The organism is Serratia sp. NPDC087055 (assembly GCF_044900985.1).
In the GTDB taxonomy this organism is placed as follows: Bacteria; Pseudomonadota; Gammaproteobacteria; order Enterobacterales; family Enterobacteriaceae; genus Serratia.
On record NZ_JBJDOG010000001.1, the window covers coordinates 2,532,002 to 2,551,824 of the forward strand.

Genomic DNA, 19,823 nt, shown 5'->3' on the forward strand with positions numbered 1-19,823 from the left:
CTTTTTTGCGGGAGTGGCGAAATTGGTAGACGCACTAGATTTAGGTTCTAGCGCCGCAAGGTGTGCGAGTTCAAGTCTCGCCTCCCGCACCATTTCATTCATCGAGTTGCAGGCATCTAATGGGGTATCGCCAAGCGGTAAGGCACTGGTTTTTGATACCAGCATTCCCTGGTTCGAATCCAGGTACCCCAGCCATTTTTAAATGGTCGATGCAAAAAAAAGTTAGACATGTTGATGGGGTATCGCCAAGCGGTAAGGCACTGGTTTTTGATACCAGCATTCCCTGGTTCGAATCCAGGTACCCCAGCCATCATCTACTTTGACTTTAAAGTAAAATATCGACAAATGGCTACGTAGCTCAGCTGGTTAGAGCACATCACTCATAATGATGGGGTCACAGGTTCAAATCCCGTCGTAGCCACCATATTTTACTGTTACACCATTGGGGTGTCGCCAAGCGGTAAGGCTCTGGTTTCTGATACCAGCATACCCAGGTTCGAATCCTGGCACCCCAGCCACATTTAGAAAAGCCCGCTTCGGCGGGCTTTTTGCTGTCTGACGTTTGGGCGATATGAAGGTTGTTTATCAGGGCGCAACATGCAGCGCCCCTACGAACAAGGGGCAATTACAACCCCAGTGCGTATTTCAGCGCATGTTCCTTCAACTTACCCGCCCGCTGAGCTGCCATCAATGCAATATTGCGTGCCACGCTGAGCGGCGCCAAATTATTACTGAAGGCGGTATAAAAGAGATCCATACCACTTTGCATCAGCAAATTGTCGGTACGGCGGCGGCGCTGATAACGCATGAGCACCGCTTCGCTGCTCCAGTCCTCGCCCTGCTCCCGCGCATCACCCACCACGGCCAACAACGCTTCCACATCGCGATAGCCCAGGTTCACGCCCTGTCCAGCCAGCGGATTAATCGTATGAGCCGCGTCTCCGATCAATGCCAACCCTGGCAATACATAACGCTGCGCATGTCGACGGGCCAGTGGGAACGAGCCGGCAGCATGCACTTTTACCGCCCCCAAACGTGCAGGAAACGCTTCGGCGATTTCTCGCTCCAGCTGCGCTGACGGCATTGCCTGCAACTGACGGATGCGTTGTGGGCTATCGTACCATACCAATGAAGCCCATTGATCATACAGCGGCAGGAAAGCACGTGGCCCAGAAGGGAAAAACTGCTGCCAGGTCACATCCTGCTGCGGTGCACCGGTATCGACGGTGATCAGCATGCAAGACTGGCGATACTGCCAACCGTTAGTACCAATAGCCACCAGGTTCCGTACCTGCGAGTTCGCACCGTCGGCCCCCACCACCAAACGCGCCTCTAGCGTCTCAGAAGAGTCCAACGTCACCTGCCAATGGTCATCAACGCGTTGCAGAGAACGCAGCTTGGCAGGGCAACAGAGCGTCAGATTTTCGCACTGTTCCAATTGCTGCCACAGCGCCAGTTGCAGAATGCGGTTCTCCACCATAAAACCCAGTTCCGGCAGTCCGAGCGAGACAGCATCAAACGCCACCCGTGAAGACGCCCATTCCCAGGTTTCCAAACGACGGTAGGGTGCGGTACGCATGGCTTGCACCGCTGGCCAGGCACCCAGTTGTTTGAGTAACCCCACCGATGTGCACCCAATCGCAGAAATGCGCAGATCCGGTGTGCTGTGGGCATCGAACGCCTGCGGAGCCTGGTGCTCCAGCAATGCCACGGACCAACCCGCCTGTGCCAGCCCCAGAGCGGCGGCTGCGCCGACCATTCCGCCCCCGACCACCACGGCGTCATACCGTTTTTGAGAAGTGTTCATATTGGCTATATTTTCTTAGTGGATTATCGCCATCCCCACCGGCATGGCGTTTGGCATCAGTGTAACGGATTTTTAATTTGGCTTCAGGTTGCATACCGTTTTCCCCGCGCTGGTCACAACGGCGTCAAATGTTTACAATATACCTGTCGTCTTTCAAGCCGCAGCGTTGTTGGCTGCCTTCGCTCACCCCAGTTACTTACCTGAGTAAGCGCCTGGGGACTCCCGAACTTGCCGCCTAACTGCAACTTGAAAGCCATAAGGTATAAGCGCTCTGCACGTCGTGTATCGCAACTTTCGCTCCGCACTGAGTAATGGCAAGTCAATGACGAAGAAACTACATATCAAAACCTGGGGCTGCCAGATGAATGAATACGATTCATCAAAAATGGCAGACCTGTTGAACAGCACGCACGGCTTCGAGTGGACCGAAAACGCCGAAGAAGCGGACGTGCTGCTGCTGAACACCTGCTCGATCCGCGAAAAAGCGCAAGAAAAAGTTTTCGCCATGCTGGGCCGCTGGAGATTGTTGAAAGAGAAAAACCCTGCGCTGATCATCGGTGTGGGCGGCTGTGTCGCCTCCCAGGAAGGGGAGTTGATCCGTACTCGCGCCCCCTGCGTAGACGTGGTATTCGGTCCTCAGACTCTTCACCGCCTACCGGAAATGATCAACCATGTGCAGGGCACTCGCAGCCCGGTGGTCGACATCAGCTTCCCGGAAATCGAGAAATTCGATCGCCTGCCGGAGCCGCGCGCTGAGGGCCCAACGGCCTTTGTCTCTATCATGGAAGGGTGCAACAAGTACTGCACCTTCTGCGTGGTGCCTTATACGCGCGGTGAAGAAGTCAGCCGCCCGAGTGACGACGTGCTGTTCGAAATCGCGCAATTGGCAGCGCAGGGCGTGCGGGAAGTGAACCTGCTCGGTCAGAACGTTAACGCCTACCGCGGAGCCACTTACGACGGCAACATCTGTTCGTTCGCCGAACTGCTGCGTCTGGTCGCGGCCATCGACGGTATCGATCGCATCCGCTTCACCACCAGCCATCCGATCGAGTTCAGCGATGACATCGTCGCCGTGTATGAAGATACGCCGGAGCTGGTCAGTTTCTTGCATCTGCCGGTGCAGAGTGGCTCAGACCGCATCCTGACCATGATGAAGCGCGCGCACACCGCGCTGGAATACAAAGCGATCATTCGCAAATTGCGCAAGGCGCGTCCCAACATTCAGCTTAGCTCAGACTTCATCATCGGCTTCCCAGGCGAGACCCAGGCTGACTTCGAGCAGACCATGAACCTGATTGCCGAAATTAACTTCGACGCCAGCTTCAGCTTTATTTATTCGTCACGCCCGGGAACCCCGGCAGCCGATATGGTCGATGACGTCAGTGAAGAAGAGAAAAAGCAGCGACTGTACATTCTGCAAGATCGCATCAACCAGCATGTGATGCAGTTCAGCCGTAAGATGCTCGGCACCGTACAACGCATTTTAGTGGAAGGTACCTCTCGCAAAAGCGTGATGGAATTAGCCGGCCGTACCGAATGCAACCGCATGGTGAACTTTGAAGGCACGCCGGACATGATCGGCCAGTTCGTTGATGTGGAAATCACCGACGTTTTGACCAACACCCTGCGTGGCGCAGTGGTACGTACCGAACAGCAGATGGACCTGCGCGTACATGAATCCCCGCAGTCAGTCATCGCCCGGACGCGCAAAGAAAATGCGTTAGGTGTCAGTATTTACCAGCCCTCCCTTCATACTTGAAGCTGCATCTGTGTTGGCCACGCACGCTCCCCCCAGTCACTTAGTTTACTCAGTGACTGGGGGCTCACTGCCGCGTTACTCGGCAAAGCCTCGCCCCGTTAGGGGCCAGCGGAAGCGCTGTTCAACAAAGCCGTGGCTTTGTTGTGATGTAACTCCAATTATTTTGGAATGACATCCAGTACAAAAACATTTATTTCTCCGCCGGGCGCGTGCGTCCGTTGCGGTTCTTTTTTCTATTTTAAGAGGCGACATAACATGCAACTCCCACACTGCCCGAAGTGCAACTCCGAATACACTTATCAGGACAACGCGATGTTCATCTGCCCTGAATGTGCCCACGAGTGGAGCGACAGCGCCCCGGCAGAAGACAGCGATGCGCTGATTGTCAAAGACGCCAACGGCAACCTGCTGGCCGACGGCGACGCGGTGACCGTGGTAAAAGATCTGAAGGTCAAAGGCAGCTCTTCAATGCTGAAAATTGGCACCAAGGTGAAGAACATCCGTCTGGTGGAAGGCGACCACAACATTGATTGTAAAATCGATGGGTTTGGTCAAATGAAGCTGAAATCCGAGTTCGTGAAAAAGAACTGATCCCGCAGACTTTGCTCTCACGTTCTTACGCGGCTGTTTAGGCCGCGTTTTTCCTCTATCAGCCCTTGAATTTCGCCGTCGGCGCACAGATAGATCATGGGTAAACTTGCGCCAGTGCGTCGCACCATGAATAATTCAAGGTAGAGAACCTCAGATTTTGCCCTGAATGCGCGTACCGAAAATCAACCAGGCCCGATATGAGCCTTGAGGAATAGTTTGAACGTCGCAACACAAGAAATTTTGTTAGAGCCGGCAGACAATAAGCGATTACTCAGCCTGTGCGGCCCGTTTGATGAGAACATCAAACAACTCGAACGCCGGTTGGGCATTGAGATCAACCGCCGTGACAACCGTTTTAAACTGGTTGGCAAAAACCCGAGTGTGGTTGCCGCCGCGGATATCCTGCGCCACCTGTACGTGGACACCTCCCCCATCCGCGGCGTGATCCCAGATATCGATCCGGAACAGATCCATCTGGCCATCAAAGAAAGCCGGGTGCTGGAACAGATTGCCGACAGCGTGCCGGATTACGGCAAGGCCGTCACCATCAAAACCAAGCGTGGCATGGTGAAACCGCGTACGCCGAACCAGGCGCAGTACATCGCCAATATTCTCGACCATGACATTACCTTTGGCATTGGCCCGGCAGGTACCGGCAAGACCTATCTGGCGGTTGCTGCCGCGGTAGATGCGCTGGAACGTCAGGACATTCGTCGCATACTGCTGACCCGCCCCGCGGTCGAAGCCGGTGAAAAACTAGGCTTCCTGCCAGGGGATCTGAGCCAAAAGGTCGATCCTTATCTGCGCCCATTGTACGACGCCCTGTTCGAAATGCTGGGCTTCGAGCGTGTAGAAAAGCTGATTGAACGCAATGTGATTGAAGTTGCGCCGCTGGCCTATATGCGCGGCCGTACCCTCAACGATGCGTTTATCATCCTTGATGAGAGCCAGAACACCACTATCGAACAGATGAAGATGTTCCTGACACGTATCGGGTTCAACTCAAAAGCGGTGATTACCGGTGACGTGACGCAGGTAGACCTGCCACGCAACCAAAAATCCGGCCTGCGCCACGCGATGGAAGTGCTGGCGGACGTCGAAGAGCTGAGCTTCAACTTCTTCCACAGCGAAGATGTGGTTCGTCATCCGGTCGTTGCCCGTGTGGTAATCGCCTATGAAGCCTGGGAAGCCGCCGAACAGAAACGCAAAGACGCCATTAACGAACAACGTAAGCGCGAGGCGACTATCGCCTCCGAGCAGGAGATACCATGAGTCAGGTGATTTTGGATCTGCAGATTGCCTGTGCAGACAGTAATGGTCTGCCGGACGAGGCCACTTTCCAGCGCTGGCTGGAAGGCGTGCTACCGCAGTTTCAAGAAGAAGCCGAAGTGACCATTCGCTTGGTCGACGAGGCCGAAAGTAACGAATTGAACCTGACTTATCGCGGCAAGGACAAACCCACCAATGTGCTGTCATTCCCGTTCGAAGCCCCCCCGGGTATTGAACTGCCGCTGCTCGGCGATTTGATCATCTGCCGACAGGTCGTTGAACAAGAAGCGGTTGAGCAAGAGAAGGCGCTGGAGGCCCACTGGGCGCATATGGTTGTTCACGGTAGCCTTCATCTGCTAGGGTATGACCACATCGAAGACGATGAAGCCGAAGAAATGGAGTCTTTGGAAACCGAAATCATGCACGGCCTGGGCTATCCGGACCCGTACCTGGCGGAAAAAGACCCTCTCTGACGTCAGCTGATTTCCCCACAGCCCCTCTATGGGGCTGTCGCTGACTCCCCTAACTCTGACATGAGTGATGTTAACTAAAACGCCATGAGCGACGACCATTCACAAAGCAATGACAGCCCCAGTCCCAAGAAGGGGTTCTTTACTCTTATCCTTAACCAGCTGTTCCACGGCGAACCTAAAAACCGTGGTGATCTGGTAGAGCTGATCCGTGATTCCGAGCAAAACGACCTGATCGATCCCGATACCCGAGACATGCTGGAAGGCGTGATGGATATCGCCGAGCAGCGCGTGCGCGACATCATGATCCCGCGCTCCCAGATGGTAACGCTCAAGCGTAACCAAACGCTGGAAGAGTGCCTGGACGTGATCATTGAATCCGCCCACTCGCGCTTCCCGGTGATCAGCGAAGATAAAGATCACATCGAAGGCATTTTGATGGCCAAGGATCTGCTGCCGTTTATGCGCGCAGAATCCGAGGAGTTCAGCATCGACAAGGTGCTGCGTACCGCCGTGGTGGTGCCTGAAAGCAAGCGAGTAGACCGGATGCTGAAGGAGTTCCGCTCCCAGCGTTATCATATGGCGATTGTCATTGACGAATTCGGCGGCGTATCCGGTCTGGTCACTATCGAAGACATTCTGGAGCTGATAGTCGGCGAGATTGAAGATGAATATGATGACGAAGACGATCTGGATATCCGCCAGCTCAGCCGTCATATGTATACCGTGCGCGCATTGGCACCGATTGAAGACTTCAATGAAGCCTTCGGCACCCATTTCAGTGATGACGAGGTCGACACTATCGGTGGTCTGGTGATGCAAGCCTTCGGTCATTTGCCTGCGCGCGGGGAAACCATTGAAATCGAAGGTTACCTATTTAAAGTTGCGATGGCCGACAGTCGACGTATCATCCAGGTTCATGTAAAAATTCCGGACGATTCTCCGCAACCGAAACTGGAAGACTAAATTAAACATGGCTAAAGCCTCTTTCCTTGAACGCCAGTGGGTTCGCGCCCTACTGGCGCTGTTGACCGGTGCCAGCGGTACGTTGGCATTTTCTCCGTACGATATCTGGCCTGCGGCCATTGTCTCCTTGTTTGGCCTGTTGGCCGTTACCCTCAATCGCACGACTAAACAGTCCGCCTTGCTCGGTTTCTGCTGGGGCTTCGGTCTGTTCGGTACCGGCATTAACTGGGTTTACGTCAGCATTGCCGATTTCGGTGGCATGCCCTTCGCCGTTAATATTTTCCTGGTCGCGTTACTGGCCGCCTATTTGTCACTGTATACCGGGCTGTTTGCCGGATTGCTGGCACGGCTGTGGCCTGCTACCAGCTGGTACCGCTTGGCGATTGCCGCGCCCGCGTTGTGGCAAGTGACCGAGTTTCTGCGTGGTTGGGTACTGACCGGTTTCCCTTGGCTGCAGTTCGGTTACAGCCAGCTCAACGGGCCGTTAAAAGGCATTGCCCCGCTGATGGGGGTAGATACCATCACCTTTATGCTGATGGCGATCGCCGGGCTACTTGTGTACGCGGTGAATCAACGCCGTATCACGCCGGCCGTGGTTGCCGTCGCGCTGCTGCTGTTGCCGTGGCCTTTGCGCCAACTGCACTGGTTCACCCCACAACCGGACAAAGCGGTCAACGTCGCCATGGTTCAGGGCAACATCGCTCAGTCGATGAAGTGGGACCCGAAAGCCCTGGTCAGCACGCTGCAAACCTACCTGGATGAAACGCGCCCCTATGTGGGCAAAGCGCCGATCATCATCTGGCCGGAATCCGCCATCCCGGACTATGAAGCCAGCCAGAATGGTTTCCTGACTATGATGGATGATCTGATGCGTGCCAAAAACAGCAGCCTGATCACCGGCATTGTTGACGTACGTGCGACACCGCAGGGCCAGCAAATTTACAACAGCGCCATTGTATTGGGCGAGCCCGCCCCCTACAGCTACCCAGCCAAAGACCGCTACAACAAGCACCATTTAGTGCCCTTCGGCGAGTTTGTCCCGCTGGAGACGTTGTTACGCCCACTGGCACCGTTCTTTGATCTGCCAATGTCTTCCTTCAGCCGCGGCGATTATGTCCAGCCACAGCTCAGTGTGAAGGGGTACAACCTGACTGCGGCGATCTGTTATGAGATTGTCTTGGGCCAACAGGTTCGCGACAACTTCCGCCCAGATACCAACTTCCTGTTGACCATTTCCAATGACGCCTGGTTCGGCCATTCCATCGGTCCGTGGCAGCACTTCCAGATGGCGCGTATGCGGGCACTGGAGTTGGGCCGGCCACTGTTGCGCAGCACCAACAACGGCGTCACCGCCGCGGTAGATGCCAACGGTGAGGTCATCGCAGAGATTCCGCAGTTCACTCGTAAGGTGCTTGAGGTGAAAATGACGCCAACCACCGGCATCACGCCTTATGCCCGCTTTGGCGCTACGCCATTGTGGATCGTCACTTTACTGCTCGGCGGTCTGGCGCTGATCCTCAGTCTGCGTCGTAAATAATCCTTTGGGGCGTTGCCGCTGGCACGCCCCGCTTCAATTCATCCCCCCTATAAACTTAACATTGCCTCCCGCATCGCCAGCGTTTGCCATTCAGCCAGCATAAACCATTGCTAAATCAGCGTTTCTGGCACACTCCTTGCTTTAATTATTCTGTGATTGATGACCGATTTACTTTTACTGACGCTTTGTCGCACTTATGCACAACTCAGGGGCATGACCGGCACCATATAGGTGCATTGAGATTTTGTTGCATTAATTTGGTGCGCGTGGCGTCTCAAAAAATGAAACATTTTAGTTTCAAGCCGTTCACAATCGGCTATTTTCTAACGGTTATCGGTACTAAGACTATCTTTATAACTTAAGCAATAAACCTCCATTTTGAATCTGATGCTCTTTGAATTTGAGCCACCACAACAGCAAAGGAGTTGGACCATGCAAATGCGTAAATTGGCGTTATCGTTACTGCTGATCGGTATGGCAGGTAGCGTAGCCCATGCGGAAGAACTGACCGGTACGCTGAAGAAAATCAAAGATAACGGCGTGATCGTTGTCGGCCATCGCGAATCGTCAGTGCCGTTCTCCTACTACGACAACCAGCAGAAAGTTGTGGGTTACTCCCAGGACTACTCCAACCAAATCGTTGATGCTGTTAAGAAAAAGCTGAACCTGCCTAACCTGCAGGTAAAAATGTTGCCAATCACCTCACAGAACCGTATCCCACTGCTGCAAAACGGTACCTTTGACTTCGAATGTGGCTCAACCACCAACAACCTTGAGCGTCAAAAACAGGCCGCCTTCTCCAACACCATCTTCGTGGTCGGTACCCGCCTGTTGGTAAAAAAAGGCTCTGATATTAAAGATTTCAAAGATCTGGCCGGGAAACCTGTCGTCGTAACGTCCGGTACCACCTCTGAAGTGCTGCTCAATAAGCTGAACGACAGTAACAAAATGAACATGCGCATCATCAGCGCCAAAGACCACGGTGACTCATTCCGTACCCTGGAAAGCGGTCGTGCCGTGGCCTTTATGATGGACGACGCCCTGCTGGCCGGCGAACGCGCAAAAGCGAAGAAGCCGGATCAATGGGAAATCCTTGGAACGCCGCAATCTCAAGAAGCCTACGGCTGTATGCTGCGTAAAGACGATCCTGAGTTCAAAAAACTGGTCGATGACACCATCGCTCAGGCACAGACTTCAGGTGAGGCAACGAAATGGTTTGATAAGTGGTTCAAACAACCTATCCCACCTAAGAATCTCAACATGAACTTCGAACTGTCGGACGACATGAAGAAATTGTTCAAAGAACCTAACGATAAAGCACTGAACTAATAGAACAAGGGCTGGGGCGGCCATCAGGCCAAGCCAGCTCTGTTGATGACTGGGACAGACAGGAATACGGGAGGCCGTTCCCCTCCCGTATTTTTCCCCATTGCACATTACCGATGCCCGCACACATAAGTCAGCCCGACTGGCCGCGGTGCCATCGGCGTTGAATAGTCATCAATCTTTAGGCGCTCTGCGCCCGCTTAACGGAGTTTGTTATGTCAATAGATTGGAACTGGGGTATCTTTCTGCAGCAGGCCCCGTTTGGGAATACCACCTACCTTGGCTGGATTTGGTCTGGCTTCCAGGTAACGGTAGCCCTCTCCGTCTGTGCATGGATTATCGCTTTCTTTGTCGGTTCGCTATTCGGTATCTTGCGTACCGTACCCAACCGCTTTCTTTCCACCCTTGGCACCTGTTACGTTGAATTGTTCCGTAATGTGCCGCTCATTGTGCAATTCTTCACCTGGTATCTGGTGATCCCGGAACTGCTGCCCACCAACATCGGCATGTGGTTCAAAACCGAACTCGATCCTAACGTGCAGTTCTTTGTTTCTTCGATGCTGTGCCTTGGTCTCTTTACTGCTGCACGTGTGTGCGAGCAGGTTCGTGCCGCCATCCAGTCGCTGCCACGTGGCCAGAGAGCTGCCGGGCTGGCCATGGGCCTGACGTTGCCGCAGACCTATCGCTACGTGCTGTTGCCGAATGCTTACCGGGTTATTGTGCCGCCGATGACCTCGGAAATGCTCAACCTGGTCAAAAACTCCGCCATCGCCTCCACTATCGGGTTAGTCGACATGGCAGCCCAGGCAGGCAAACTGCTGGATTACTCCGCGCATGCCTATGAGTCCTTTACCGCGATTACACTGGCCTATATCGGCATCAATGCCGTCATCATGCTGCTAATGCGTTTGGTCGAAAGAAAAGTGCAGTTACCCGGCAATATGGGGAGTAAATAATGTACGAATTTGACTGGGCATCCATTGTCCCAAGCTTCCCTTATCTCCTTCAGGGTCTGCTCATTACGCTGAAGATCACCGTGACCGCCATCGTTGTCGGTATCCTTTGGGGCACCATTCTGGCCGTCATGCGGTTGTCATCGTTCAAGCCAATCAGTTGGTTCGCCGCCGTGTACGTCAACCTGTTCCGCTCGGTGCCGTTGGTTATGGTGCTGTTGTGGTTCTATCTTGTCGTTCCAAGCTTATTACAACAGGTTCTAGGCTTATCACCGAAAACCGATATTCGCCTGATCTCGGCTATGGTAGCCTTTTCCCTGTTTGAAGCGGCCTATTACTCGGAAATTATCCGTGCCGGCATTATCAGTATTTCGCGCGGTCAGTCTTCCGCTGCGTTGGCATTAGGCATGACTCACTGGCAATCCATGAAGCTGGTAATCTTGCCGCAGGCATTCCGCGCCATGGTGCCGCTGCTGCTAACCCAAGGCATCGTACTTTTCCAGGATACTTCTCTGGTATACGTACTGAGCCTGGCTGACTTCTTCCGTACTGCTTCCACCATCGGTGAGCGCGACGGTACGCAGGTCGAAATGATCCTGTTTGCCGGTTTTGTCTACTTTGTTATCAGTCTCGCCGCCTCGGCGCTGGTAAGCTATTTGAAGAAAAGGACTGTTTGATGATATCCCTGAAAAATGTTTCTAAGTGGTACGGTCACTTTCAGGTTCTGACCGATTGCACCACTGAAGTAAAAAAAGGCGAAGTGGTGGTAGTCTGTGGTCCTTCAGGTTCAGGCAAGTCCACCCTGATCAAAACCGTCAACGGCCTGGAGCCGATCCAGCAAGGCGATATCCTGGTGAACGGCACCCCGGTCAACAACAAAAAAACCAATCTGGCGCAGTTGCGTTCAAAAGTCGGCATGGTGTTTCAGCACTTTGAGTTGTTCCCGCACTTGTCGATCATCGACAATTTGACGCTGGCACAGGTAAAAGTACTCAAACGGGATAAGGCCGCCTCACGCGATAAAGGCCTGAAGTTGCTGGAGCGTGTCGGTTTGACCGCCCATGCCAACAAATTCCCTGGGCAACTTTCCGGTGGCCAACAGCAACGTGTGGCTATCGCCCGTGCGCTGTGTATGGATCCTATCGCCATGCTGTTCGATGAACCCACGTCTGCGCTCGATCCGGAAATGATCAACGAAGTACTGGACGTTATGGTGGAACTCGCGAACGAAGGCATGACCATGATGGTGGTAACCCACGAAATGGGCTTTGCCCGCAAAGTGGCAAACCGGGTGATCTTTATGGATGAGGGCAAAATTGTCGAAGATCGTAACAAAGACGACTTCTTCAACAACCCAGAATCCGAGCGTGCTAAAGATTTCTTGGCGAAAATCCTGCACTGATGACGACTCTGCGCCCCGCCTGGGGCGCAATTTTATTTCCCCCCCCCGGCACTAAAAGCACTTGTTTCTCCCCTGTTTTGATCCGATGCTCACTGGATAACAACAAAAGGAGATAAACATGCCCCGCCCTATCATTATCGATTGCGATCCCGGCCTGGACGATGCCATTGCCCTTGCTATGGCACTCAGCTCACCGGAACTGGACGTTAAAGCGATCACCACCTCCGCCGGCAACCAAACGCCAGAGAAAACCCTGCATAACGCACTCGGCCTGCTAACGCTGATGAAGCGTGAAGACATTCCTGTCGCTGCAGGTGCCGCCGCTCCACTGATGCGTGAACTGGTGATTGCCGACTACGTCCATGGCAAAACCGGCATGGGTAATACCCATCTGCCGACCCCGACGATCGCACCGGTCAAACAAACCGCCGTGGAGCTTATCGCTGACCTGTTACGGAACAGCCCAGAACCAATCACGTTGGTAGTCACCGGGCCAATGACCAATATTGCGCTGCTATTGGCTCAACACGCTGAGTTGAAAGGTAACATTGAGCGTATCGTATTTATGGGGGGCGGGATGAACGCCGGTAATACGACTCCCGTGGCGGAATTTAATATTTTTGTCGACCCGGAAGCCGCCGACATGGTTCTGAAATCCGGTGTGCCAATGACCATGGCGGGATTGAATGTGACTCACCAGGCATTGGTGCTGCCGCAGGATATCGAACGTATCCGCAACATCAAAAATCCGGTAGCGCAGGCCGTGGCAGAAATGCTCGACTTCTACCTGCCGCTGTATCTCAGCCACCCGCGAGGATTGCCCGGTGCCGCGATGCACGATCCCTGCACCATCGCTTGGCTACTGGCACCACAGCTGTTTAGCAGTATAGAACGTTGGGTCGGTGTAGAAACCAAAGGGGAATACACCCAAGGGATGACGGTGGTGGATGTCTTCCAGCAAAACGGCAACGCGGCCAACGTGGAAGTGCTGACCGGCATTGACCGCGAAGGGTTTATCAATCTGTTAGCCGAACGCGTGGCAGGTTACCAATAGCGCCTCTCAACGTTCAATTTTTTTGATTTAACCCAGCGAATTTTTACGCTATCACTGCTCCAGGCTTGCCTCTAAGATGCTATCAAATGCACAACACCGCTGACACCTTAGACCTAGCCTGGAGAATACCCAATGAGTCGTATACTGGTCCTGAAATCAAGTATCCTGGGTGATTACTCCCAGTCTGGAAAATTGGTCGATTTTTTTGTTCAACAGTGGCGTGAAACCCACCCAAGCGACAGTTTTACCTTTCGCGATTTAGCCAACCCGACCCTACCTGAGCTGGATGGCGAAGTGATTGGCGGTTTTAACGCCGGTGACAAGCCTTTAACGCCACACCAGCAAGAGACGCTGGCACTTTCAGATGCGTTGATTGCCGAGCTGAAATCGCACGACACCATTATCATCAGTGCGCCGATGTACAACTTCAACATCCCCACTCAGTTGAAAATCTATTTCGACCTGGTGGCGCGTGCCGGTCAAACCTTCCGTTACACCTCCGAAGGCGCAGAAGGCCTGGTCACCGGCAAAAAAGCGATAGTGATCTCCAGCCGCGGCGGTATCCATGCAGATACACCAAGCGACCTGATCACACCTTACCTGAAGCTGTTCTTAGGGTTTATCGGCATTACTGATGTGGAGTTCGTGTTGGCAGAAGGCTTTGCCTATGGCCCAGAAGCGGCAGAAAAAACCGCACAGGACAGCCGTATTGCCGTGGCGCAGAAAGTGCCTGCTGCGCAGTACGCTGCGGTTGCCAACCAGGTTGAAACAGCGACAGCCCCAGCCAGCGGTGGTTTTCTCAGTAACTTGATGAAGAAACTCTTTGGTTGATAGCAATGCCCCGGCTCTATCTCGACAAGAGAGGACCGGGGCGTGAAATTTTAAGGCTCGAAAGGCCGACGTTGGAACTGGTCGTGACCGCATTTCGGGCATAGCGGCAGCACTTCCGGTGTGTAAAATGCCAAATGATGGTGGCACTGTTCACACACCAGGTTGCCCAGACCAACAACTTCACCGCTGTGGTAAACACCGTGATGGCTGACATCTTTGAAGACTTCTCGCCATTCCAACTGGGTTTTATCCGTAATATCTGCCAGTTCCTGCCACAGGCTCTCTTTAATCACCCGCATAAAAACGCTGTCGGTAAACTCGTCCCGGCTTTCCTGGTAGCTACGCGCAAACTCTTCCAAGTCGCGCCTGACCGCCAGAGTGACCTGCTCCACTTCATCGCGCGTCAACTCACCGGCTTCATTCAGCCGTTTTTCAGCGCTCGCGACCAGTGCGTCAATATCACGTTCGCCATTTTTCAAACGTTCGGTCAGAGATGCCACCAATTCGCGGTAGTACTGAGCAACCTTGTTCATAATCTCTCCTCGATGAACTTACGTGACAGGGCTTACCTCTTAAACTATCCCTTATCATTTTAGCCGTAAATTGCTGATGTCACTTGGCAAGGGGTGAGATCCTCAGGTTGTGAGTCATATCATGGCGAAGATTTTTTAAATACGCCGAGTCGGGCGCTGGGTGTTGTTGCCAAGAGGTCTTATCAGCTATGCTATGCGGATCTATAAGTACTCAACAGAATGCTACAGAAATACCCCGATAGGTTTCGAGTCACGGCCAGGTGGCCAGTGCGGGAAACCCAGAAGCTTACAAAGGTAAGTGACTGGGTTGAGTGTACGCAGCCAACAACGCCGCGGCTTGAAAGATGAAGGGGGTAGCTGTTTGACACCTACAGGACCACCAGCCGCTATGCAAGAGCAATACCGTCCAGAAGACATAGAATCGAACGTACAGCTTCACTGGGAAGAGAAGCAAACTTTCAAGGTTACCGAAGATGCGAGCAAGGAAAAGTATTACTGCCTATCCATGCTGCCGTACCCATCAGGCCGTCTGCACATGGGGCACGTTCGTAACTACACTATCGGTGACGTGATCTCGCGCTATCAGCGCATGCTAGGTAAAAACGTCCTACAGCCGATCGGCTGGGATGCGTTCGGCCTGCCGGCTGAAGGCGCTGCGGTGAAAAACAACACTGCACCGGCTCCGTGGACCTACGACAACATCGAATACATGAAGAACCAGCTGAAACTGCTGGGCTTCGGCTATGACTGGGATCGCGAGATCGCCACCTGCGATCCGGATTACTACCGCTGGGAACAGTGGTTCTTCACCAAGCTGTACGAAAAAGGCCTGGTCTACAAGAAGACCTCCGCGGTGAACTGGTGTCCGCACGATCTGACCGTGTTGGCTAACGAACAGGTTATCGACGGCTGCTGCTGGCGCTGTGACACCAAGGTTGAGCGTAAAGAGATCCCTCAGTGGTTTATCAAAATCACCGATTACGCCGATCAACTGCTGAACGATTTGGACACGCTTGAAAGCTGGCCAGAGCAGGTGAAAACCATGCAGCGTAACTGGATTGGCCGCTCTGAAGGGGTGGACATCACCTTTGACGTGTCGGGCAGCGATGAAAAACTGACGGTTTATACCACGCGTCCTGACACCTTTATGGGTGCCACCTACGTTGCCGTTGCCGCGGGCCACCCGCTGGCGCAGCAAGGCGCCGTGAACAACCCTGCGCTGGCTGAATTTATCGAAGAGTGCCGTAACACCAAAGTGGCCGAAGCCGAAATGGCGACGATGGAGAAGAAAGGCATGCCGACCGGCCTGTTCGCCATCCACCCGCTGTCCGGCGAGCAAGTGCCAATTTGGGTTGCCAACTTTGTGCTGATGGAATACGGCACAGGCGCCGTGATGGCAGTACCCGCTCACGATCAACGTGACTGGGAGTTCGCGACCAAATACGGTTTGCCGATCAAACCGGTTGTGCTGGCACTCGACGGCAGCCAACCCGACGTGCAAGCCGAAGCCATGACTGAAAAAGGCACACTGTTCAACTCGGGTGAATTTGACGGTCTGGATCACCAAGACGGTTTCAACGCCATTGCCGACAAACTGGTCGCCAAAGGCGTCGGTCAGCGCAAGGTTAATTACCGTCTGCGTGACTGGGGCGTTTCCCGCCAGCGTTACTGGGGTGCGCCAATCCCAATGGTGACGTTGGAAGACGGTACCGTGATGCCAACACCTGAAGACCAACTGCCGGTGATCTTGCCGGAAGATGTGGTAATGGACGGTATCACCAGCCCAATTAAAGCCGATCCTGAGTGGGCGAAAACCACCGTAAACGGTCAGCCAGCGTTCCGTGAAACAGACACCTTCGACACCTTTATGGAGTCATCCTGGTACTACGCGCGTTATACCTGCCCGCAGTACGACAAAGGGATGCTGGATCCAGCCGCCGCCAACTACTGGCTGCCGGTCGATCAGTATGTTGGCGGCATCGAACATGCCATCATGCACCTGATGTATTTCCGCTTCTTCCACAAACTGCTGCGTGACGCAGGCCTGGTCGATTCCGATGAGCCGGCAAAACGCCTGCTGTGTCAGGGTATGGTGTTGGCAGATGCCTTCTATTACACCGGTAACAGCGGTGAGCGCGTGTGGGTTTCTCCCGTCGACGCCAATGTTGAACGCGACGACAAAGGCCGCATTATTAAAGCCACCGATCCACAAGGTCGTGAACTGGTCTATGCTGGCATGAGCAAAATGTCGAAGTCGAAAAACAACGGCATCGACCCACAGGTGATGGTTGAGAAATACGGCGCCGATACCGTACGCCTGTTCATGATGTTCGCTTCACCGGCAGAAATGACGCTGGAGTGGCAGGAGTCCGGTGTGGAAGGGGCAAACCGCTTCCTGAAACGCGTCTGGAAACTGGCCTACGAACATCTGGAAAAAGGTGCAGTTCAGCCGCTGAACGTTGCGACACTGAACGAAGAACAAAAATCACTGCGCCGCGATCTGCACAAAACCATCGCCAAAGTGACCGACGATATCGGCCGCCGTCAGACGTTCAACACCGCGATTGCCGCGGTGATGGAACTGATGAACAAGTTGGCCCGTGCACCGCAAGAAAGCGAGCAAGATCGTGCGCTGTTGCAAGAAGCACTGCTGTCCGTGGTTCGGATGCTGTATCCGTTCACTCCACACGTGTGCTTCTCTCTGTGGCAGGCTCTGGGTGGCGAAGGTGATGTGGATACCGCAGTCTGGCCGCAAGCCGACGAGCAAGCGATGGTCGAAGATTCCAAGCTGGTGGTTGTGCAGGTAAACGGCAAGGTTCGCGCTAAAATCACTGTGGCAGCGGATGCAACCGAAGAGCAAGTGCGCGCGCGCGCTGCCGAGGAACATCTGGTCGCTAAATATCTGGACGGGGTTACGATTCGCAAAGTGATCTATGTTCCTGGCAAATTGCTTAACCTGGTTGTGGGTTAACACAAGGAGGCGTTGTGCGACATCGTATTCTGACGTTGTTGCTGGGGTTGGCGGTGCTGGTCACCGCTGGCTGCGGTTTTCACCTGCGTGGCACCACGCAGGTACCCTCAGAAATGAAAACGCTACTGCTGGATAGTGGAGACCCTTATGGCCCGCTGACCCGTGCAGTGCGTGAACAGTTGCGTCTAAGCGGCGTGACCATTGTCAAAGATGCGAAACGTAAGGATCTCCCTTCCCTACGCATCATTGGCGCAACCGAAAGCCAGGATACCGCGTCTATCTTCCAGGACGGTAAAACCGCTGAGTACCAGATGGTGCTGACCGTTCAGGCACAGGTGCTGCTCCCGGGTCACGATTTGTATCCGCTGAGCGTGAAAGTGTTCCGTTCGTTCTTCGATAACCCACTGACCGCACTGGCTAAAGACTCCGAACAGGAGATCATTCGTCAGGAAATGCGTGAGCAGGCCGCGCAGCAACTGGTGCGCAAACTGCTGACCGTGCACGCGGCGGAAGAAGAAACGCAACAGAAAGCCGCTGCCGCCGGTGAAAAAGCGGCCAGCCGTGTAGATCAATGATTCGTATTTATCCTGAACAACTTGCCGCGCAGCTCCGAGAAGGGCTGCGCGCTTGTTATTTATTGAGTGGCAATGAACCGTTACTGTTGCAGGAAAGCCAGGATCTGATCCGTCAGGCGGCGCAACAACAGCAGTTCACCGAGCATTACAGCATTTCACTTGATGCCCATACCGACTGGGACGCCATTTTCAGCATCTGTCAGGCCATGAGCCTGTTTGCCAGTCGCCAGACGCTGATGCTGATCTTCCCGGAGAACGGACCCACCGCGCCTATCGGTGAACAGCTAATCAAGCTGGCCGCCCTGCTGCATGACGATATTTTGCTGATACTGCGTGGGCCGCGCCTGACCAAGGCGCAAGAAAACAGCGCCTGGTTCAAGGCTCTCACTCCGCATGGTGCTTATGTCAGTTGCCAAACACCTGAGCAAGCCCAATTGCCACGCTGGGTAGCGCAGCGCGCCAAAACCATGAAATTGGAATTGGACGACGCGGCCAATCAGTTGCTGTGCTATTGCTACGAGGGCAACCTGCTTGCGTTGTCGCAGGCACTCGAAAGGCTGTCACTGCTGCATCCAGACGGTAAACTCACGCTACCGCGCGTTGAACTGGCGGTAAACGACGCCGCACACTTCACGCCATTCCACTGGCTAGATGCTCTGTTGGCAGGTAAAAGCAAACGTGCCTGGCATATCCTGCAACAGATGCAGCAGGAAGATGTCGAACCGGTCATTTTGCTACGTACCCTGCAGCGCGAATTACTGCAATTGCTGAATTTGCAACGACGCATGGCATCAGTGCCGCTGCGCACGTTGTTTGATCAGTACAAAGTGTGGCAAAACCGCCGCAATCTGGTCACTCAGGCATTACAGCGGCTATCCGGTACCCAACTGCGGCAAGCTGTGCATCTGCTGGCGCAGATTGAAATCACCCTTAAACAGGATTACGGCCAATCGGTTTGGTCGGAACTGGAAACCCTGTCAATGCTGCTGTGCGGCAAACCTCTGGCCACGAGTTTTTCAGATGCCCACTAAAACGCAAGACACCACCGTTCTGCACGCCCTGTTTGGCGGTACCTTTGACCCAATCCACTACGGCCATTTACGGCCGGTGGAGGCCCTCGCTGCAGAAGTTGGCCTGAGCCGAGTCACGCTACTGCCAAACCATGTTCCCCCGCATCGCCCTCAGCCCGAGGCTAATGCACAGCAACGGTTGAAAATGGTAGAGCTGGCAATCGCCGGCAATCCGTTATTTGCCGTAGACGACCGTGAGCTGCACCGCACAACGCCGTCCTATACCATAGAGACGCTGGAAGCCATTCGTAAAGAACGTGGCGCTGAATTGCCTCTGGCGTTTATTATTGGCCAGGACTCGCTCTTGTCGTTGCACAAATGGCATCGCTGGCAATCGCTGCTGGATACCTGTCATCTGCTGGTGCTGGCCCGTCCCGGTTACAATGACCGGATGGATACGCAAGAACTGCAGCAGTGGCTGGAACAGCATCGGGTGACCGATGCAACACAGCTTAGCCTGAAACCTCAGGGCTATATCTATCTGGCAGACACACCGCAGTTGGAAATTTCTGCCACGGAAATCCGCCAGCGCCGCCATCAGGGCCTCAACTGTGATGACCTGTTGCCACGTTCAGTACAACGCTATATCGAGTTACAGGGTTTATATCGCTAGCGAGAGCTGCATGATATACTGCGCCGCTATTTTTCAGGTATTCGCTGAAAACCCCGGAAACCTTAGCTGGCCGGGCAGTCACCAGCTGGCTTTCAG

The 19,823-nt window shown here is 53.9% G+C and carries 18 protein-coding genes and 5 tRNA genes; 21 read left to right on the forward strand and 2 right to left on the reverse strand.

Features of this window, described 5'->3' with window-relative positions:
- The first annotated feature begins 7 nt into the window (after positions 1-7).
- From ACI2J2_RS12010 to ACI2J2_RS12030, 5 genes are all read left to right on the forward strand, one after another.
- Positions 8-92 (forward strand) — tRNA-Leu (locus ACI2J2_RS12010).
- Positions 93-120: 28 nt separating this feature from the next.
- A tRNA-Gln gene (locus ACI2J2_RS12015) sits at positions 121-195 on the forward strand.
- 40 nt (positions 196-235) lie between these two features.
- A tRNA-Gln gene (locus ACI2J2_RS12020) sits at positions 236-310 on the forward strand.
- A 37-nt stretch (positions 311-347) separates the two neighbouring features.
- Positions 348-424, forward strand: a tRNA-Met gene (locus tag ACI2J2_RS12025).
- A 19-nt stretch (positions 425-443) separates the two neighbouring features.
- Positions 444-518: transfer RNA gene (locus ACI2J2_RS12030), tRNA-Gln, on the forward strand.
- A gap of 107 nt (positions 519-625) precedes the next feature.
- On the opposite strand, the gene ubiF is transcribed toward ACI2J2_RS12030, so the two are convergent.
- A complete protein-coding gene (gene ubiF, locus ACI2J2_RS12035) occupies positions 626-1,807 on the reverse strand; it encodes a 3-demethoxyubiquinol 3-hydroxylase (protein ID WP_400768295.1) in 1,182 nt (393 codons plus the stop codon).
- Between the two features lie 322 nt (positions 1,808-2,129).
- Here ubiF and miaB point away from each other — a divergent pair, with 322 nt between their 5' ends.
- The 12 genes from miaB (at position 2,130) to ACI2J2_RS12095 (ending at position 13,965) form a co-directional block, all read left to right on the forward strand.
- Complete coding sequence (miaB, locus tag ACI2J2_RS12040) at positions 2,130-3,566, forward strand: tRNA (N6-isopentenyl adenosine(37)-C2)-methylthiotransferase MiaB (RefSeq protein WP_400768298.1); 1,437 nt, start codon at positions 2,130-2,132, stop codon at positions 3,564-3,566.
- A 255-nt stretch (positions 3,567-3,821) separates the two neighbouring features.
- Positions 3,822-4,157: a zinc ribbon domain-containing protein YjdM gene (locus ACI2J2_RS12045; RefSeq protein WP_209636349.1), complete on the forward strand. Its 336-nt coding sequence runs from the start codon at positions 3,822-3,824 to the stop codon at positions 4,155-4,157.
- A 216-nt stretch (positions 4,158-4,373) separates the two neighbouring features.
- Positions 4,374-5,429 (forward strand): PhoH family protein, encoded by a 1,056-nt coding sequence (locus tag ACI2J2_RS12050; protein ID WP_209636351.1) that lies wholly within the window; start codon positions 4,374-4,376, stop codon positions 5,427-5,429.
- Positions 5,426-5,899 (forward strand): rRNA maturation RNase YbeY, encoded by a 474-nt coding sequence (gene ybeY, locus ACI2J2_RS12055; RefSeq protein ID WP_020825630.1) that lies wholly within the window; start codon positions 5,426-5,428, stop codon positions 5,897-5,899. Before ACI2J2_RS12050 ends, ybeY begins: the two co-directional genes overlap by 4 nt.
- A gap of 84 nt (positions 5,900-5,983) precedes the next feature.
- Positions 5,984-6,862, forward strand: coding sequence for a CNNM family magnesium/cobalt transport protein CorC (gene corC, locus ACI2J2_RS12060; RefSeq protein WP_209636353.1), 879 nt, complete (start codon positions 5,984-5,986; stop codon positions 6,860-6,862).
- Positions 6,863-6,869: 7 nt separating this feature from the next.
- Positions 6,870-8,399: an apolipoprotein N-acyltransferase gene (gene lnt, locus ACI2J2_RS12065; protein ID WP_209636355.1), complete on the forward strand. Its 1,530-nt coding sequence runs from the start codon at positions 6,870-6,872 to the stop codon at positions 8,397-8,399.
- Between the two features lie 432 nt (positions 8,400-8,831).
- Positions 8,832-9,728, forward strand: a complete 897-nt coding sequence (locus tag ACI2J2_RS12070) for an amino acid ABC transporter substrate-binding protein (RefSeq protein ID WP_265554414.1) — start codon at positions 8,832-8,834, stop codon at positions 9,726-9,728.
- A gap of 212 nt (positions 9,729-9,940) precedes the next feature.
- A complete protein-coding gene (locus ACI2J2_RS12075; RefSeq protein ID WP_037418020.1) occupies positions 9,941-10,681 on the forward strand; it encodes an amino acid ABC transporter permease in 741 nt (246 codons plus the stop codon).
- Complete coding sequence (gltK, locus tag ACI2J2_RS12080) at positions 10,681-11,355, forward strand: glutamate/aspartate ABC transporter permease GltK (protein ID WP_209636359.1); 675 nt, start codon at positions 10,681-10,683, stop codon at positions 11,353-11,355. The genes ACI2J2_RS12075 and gltK overlap by 1 nt, the downstream gene beginning before the upstream one ends.
- Positions 11,355-12,080 carry an amino acid ABC transporter ATP-binding protein gene (locus ACI2J2_RS12085; RefSeq protein ID WP_209636361.1) on the forward strand — a complete coding sequence of 242 codons (726 nt, stop codon included), beginning with the start codon at positions 11,355-11,357 and terminating at the stop codon, positions 12,078-12,080. The genes gltK and ACI2J2_RS12085 overlap by 1 nt, the downstream gene beginning before the upstream one ends.
- Positions 12,081-12,198: 118 nt before the next feature.
- On the forward strand, positions 12,199-13,134 hold the full coding sequence (gene rihA / locus ACI2J2_RS12090) for a pyrimidine-specific ribonucleoside hydrolase RihA (protein WP_400768307.1): 936 nt from the start codon (positions 12,199-12,201) through the stop codon (positions 13,132-13,134).
- A 132-nt stretch (positions 13,135-13,266) separates the two neighbouring features.
- Positions 13,267-13,965 (forward strand): FMN-dependent NADH-azoreductase, encoded by a 699-nt coding sequence (locus ACI2J2_RS12095; RefSeq protein WP_209636365.1) that lies wholly within the window; start codon positions 13,267-13,269, stop codon positions 13,963-13,965.
- A gap of 50 nt (positions 13,966-14,015) precedes the next feature.
- Here ACI2J2_RS12095 and ACI2J2_RS12100 read toward each other — a convergent pair whose 3' ends face one another.
- Positions 14,016-14,498 carry a zinc ribbon-containing protein gene (locus ACI2J2_RS12100; RefSeq protein ID WP_209636367.1) on the reverse strand — a complete coding sequence of 161 codons (483 nt, stop codon included), beginning with the start codon at positions 14,496-14,498 and terminating at the stop codon, positions 14,016-14,018.
- A gap of 388 nt (positions 14,499-14,886) precedes the next feature.
- On the opposite strand from ACI2J2_RS12100, the gene leuS reads away from it, so the two are divergent.
- Genes leuS through nadD form a run of 4 tightly spaced genes read left to right on the forward strand, consistent with a single transcriptional unit; the run spans position 14,887 to position 19,727 of the window.
- A complete protein-coding gene (leuS, locus tag ACI2J2_RS12105; RefSeq protein WP_400768312.1) occupies positions 14,887-17,469 on the forward strand; it encodes a leucine--tRNA ligase in 2,583 nt (860 codons plus the stop codon).
- A gap of 14 nt (positions 17,470-17,483) precedes the next feature.
- On the forward strand, positions 17,484-18,044 hold the full coding sequence (gene lptE, locus ACI2J2_RS12110; RefSeq protein ID WP_265554420.1) for an LPS assembly lipoprotein LptE: 561 nt from the start codon (positions 17,484-17,486) through the stop codon (positions 18,042-18,044).
- Positions 18,041-19,075, forward strand: coding sequence for a DNA polymerase III subunit delta (holA, locus tag ACI2J2_RS12115; RefSeq protein WP_265554423.1), 1,035 nt, complete (start codon positions 18,041-18,043; stop codon positions 19,073-19,075). Before lptE ends, holA begins: the two co-directional genes overlap by 4 nt.
- Complete coding sequence (gene nadD, locus ACI2J2_RS12120) at positions 19,065-19,727, forward strand: nicotinate-nucleotide adenylyltransferase (protein WP_209636374.1); 663 nt, start codon at positions 19,065-19,067, stop codon at positions 19,725-19,727. Before holA ends, nadD begins: the two co-directional genes overlap by 11 nt.
- Positions 19,728-19,823: the final 96 nt, after the last annotated feature.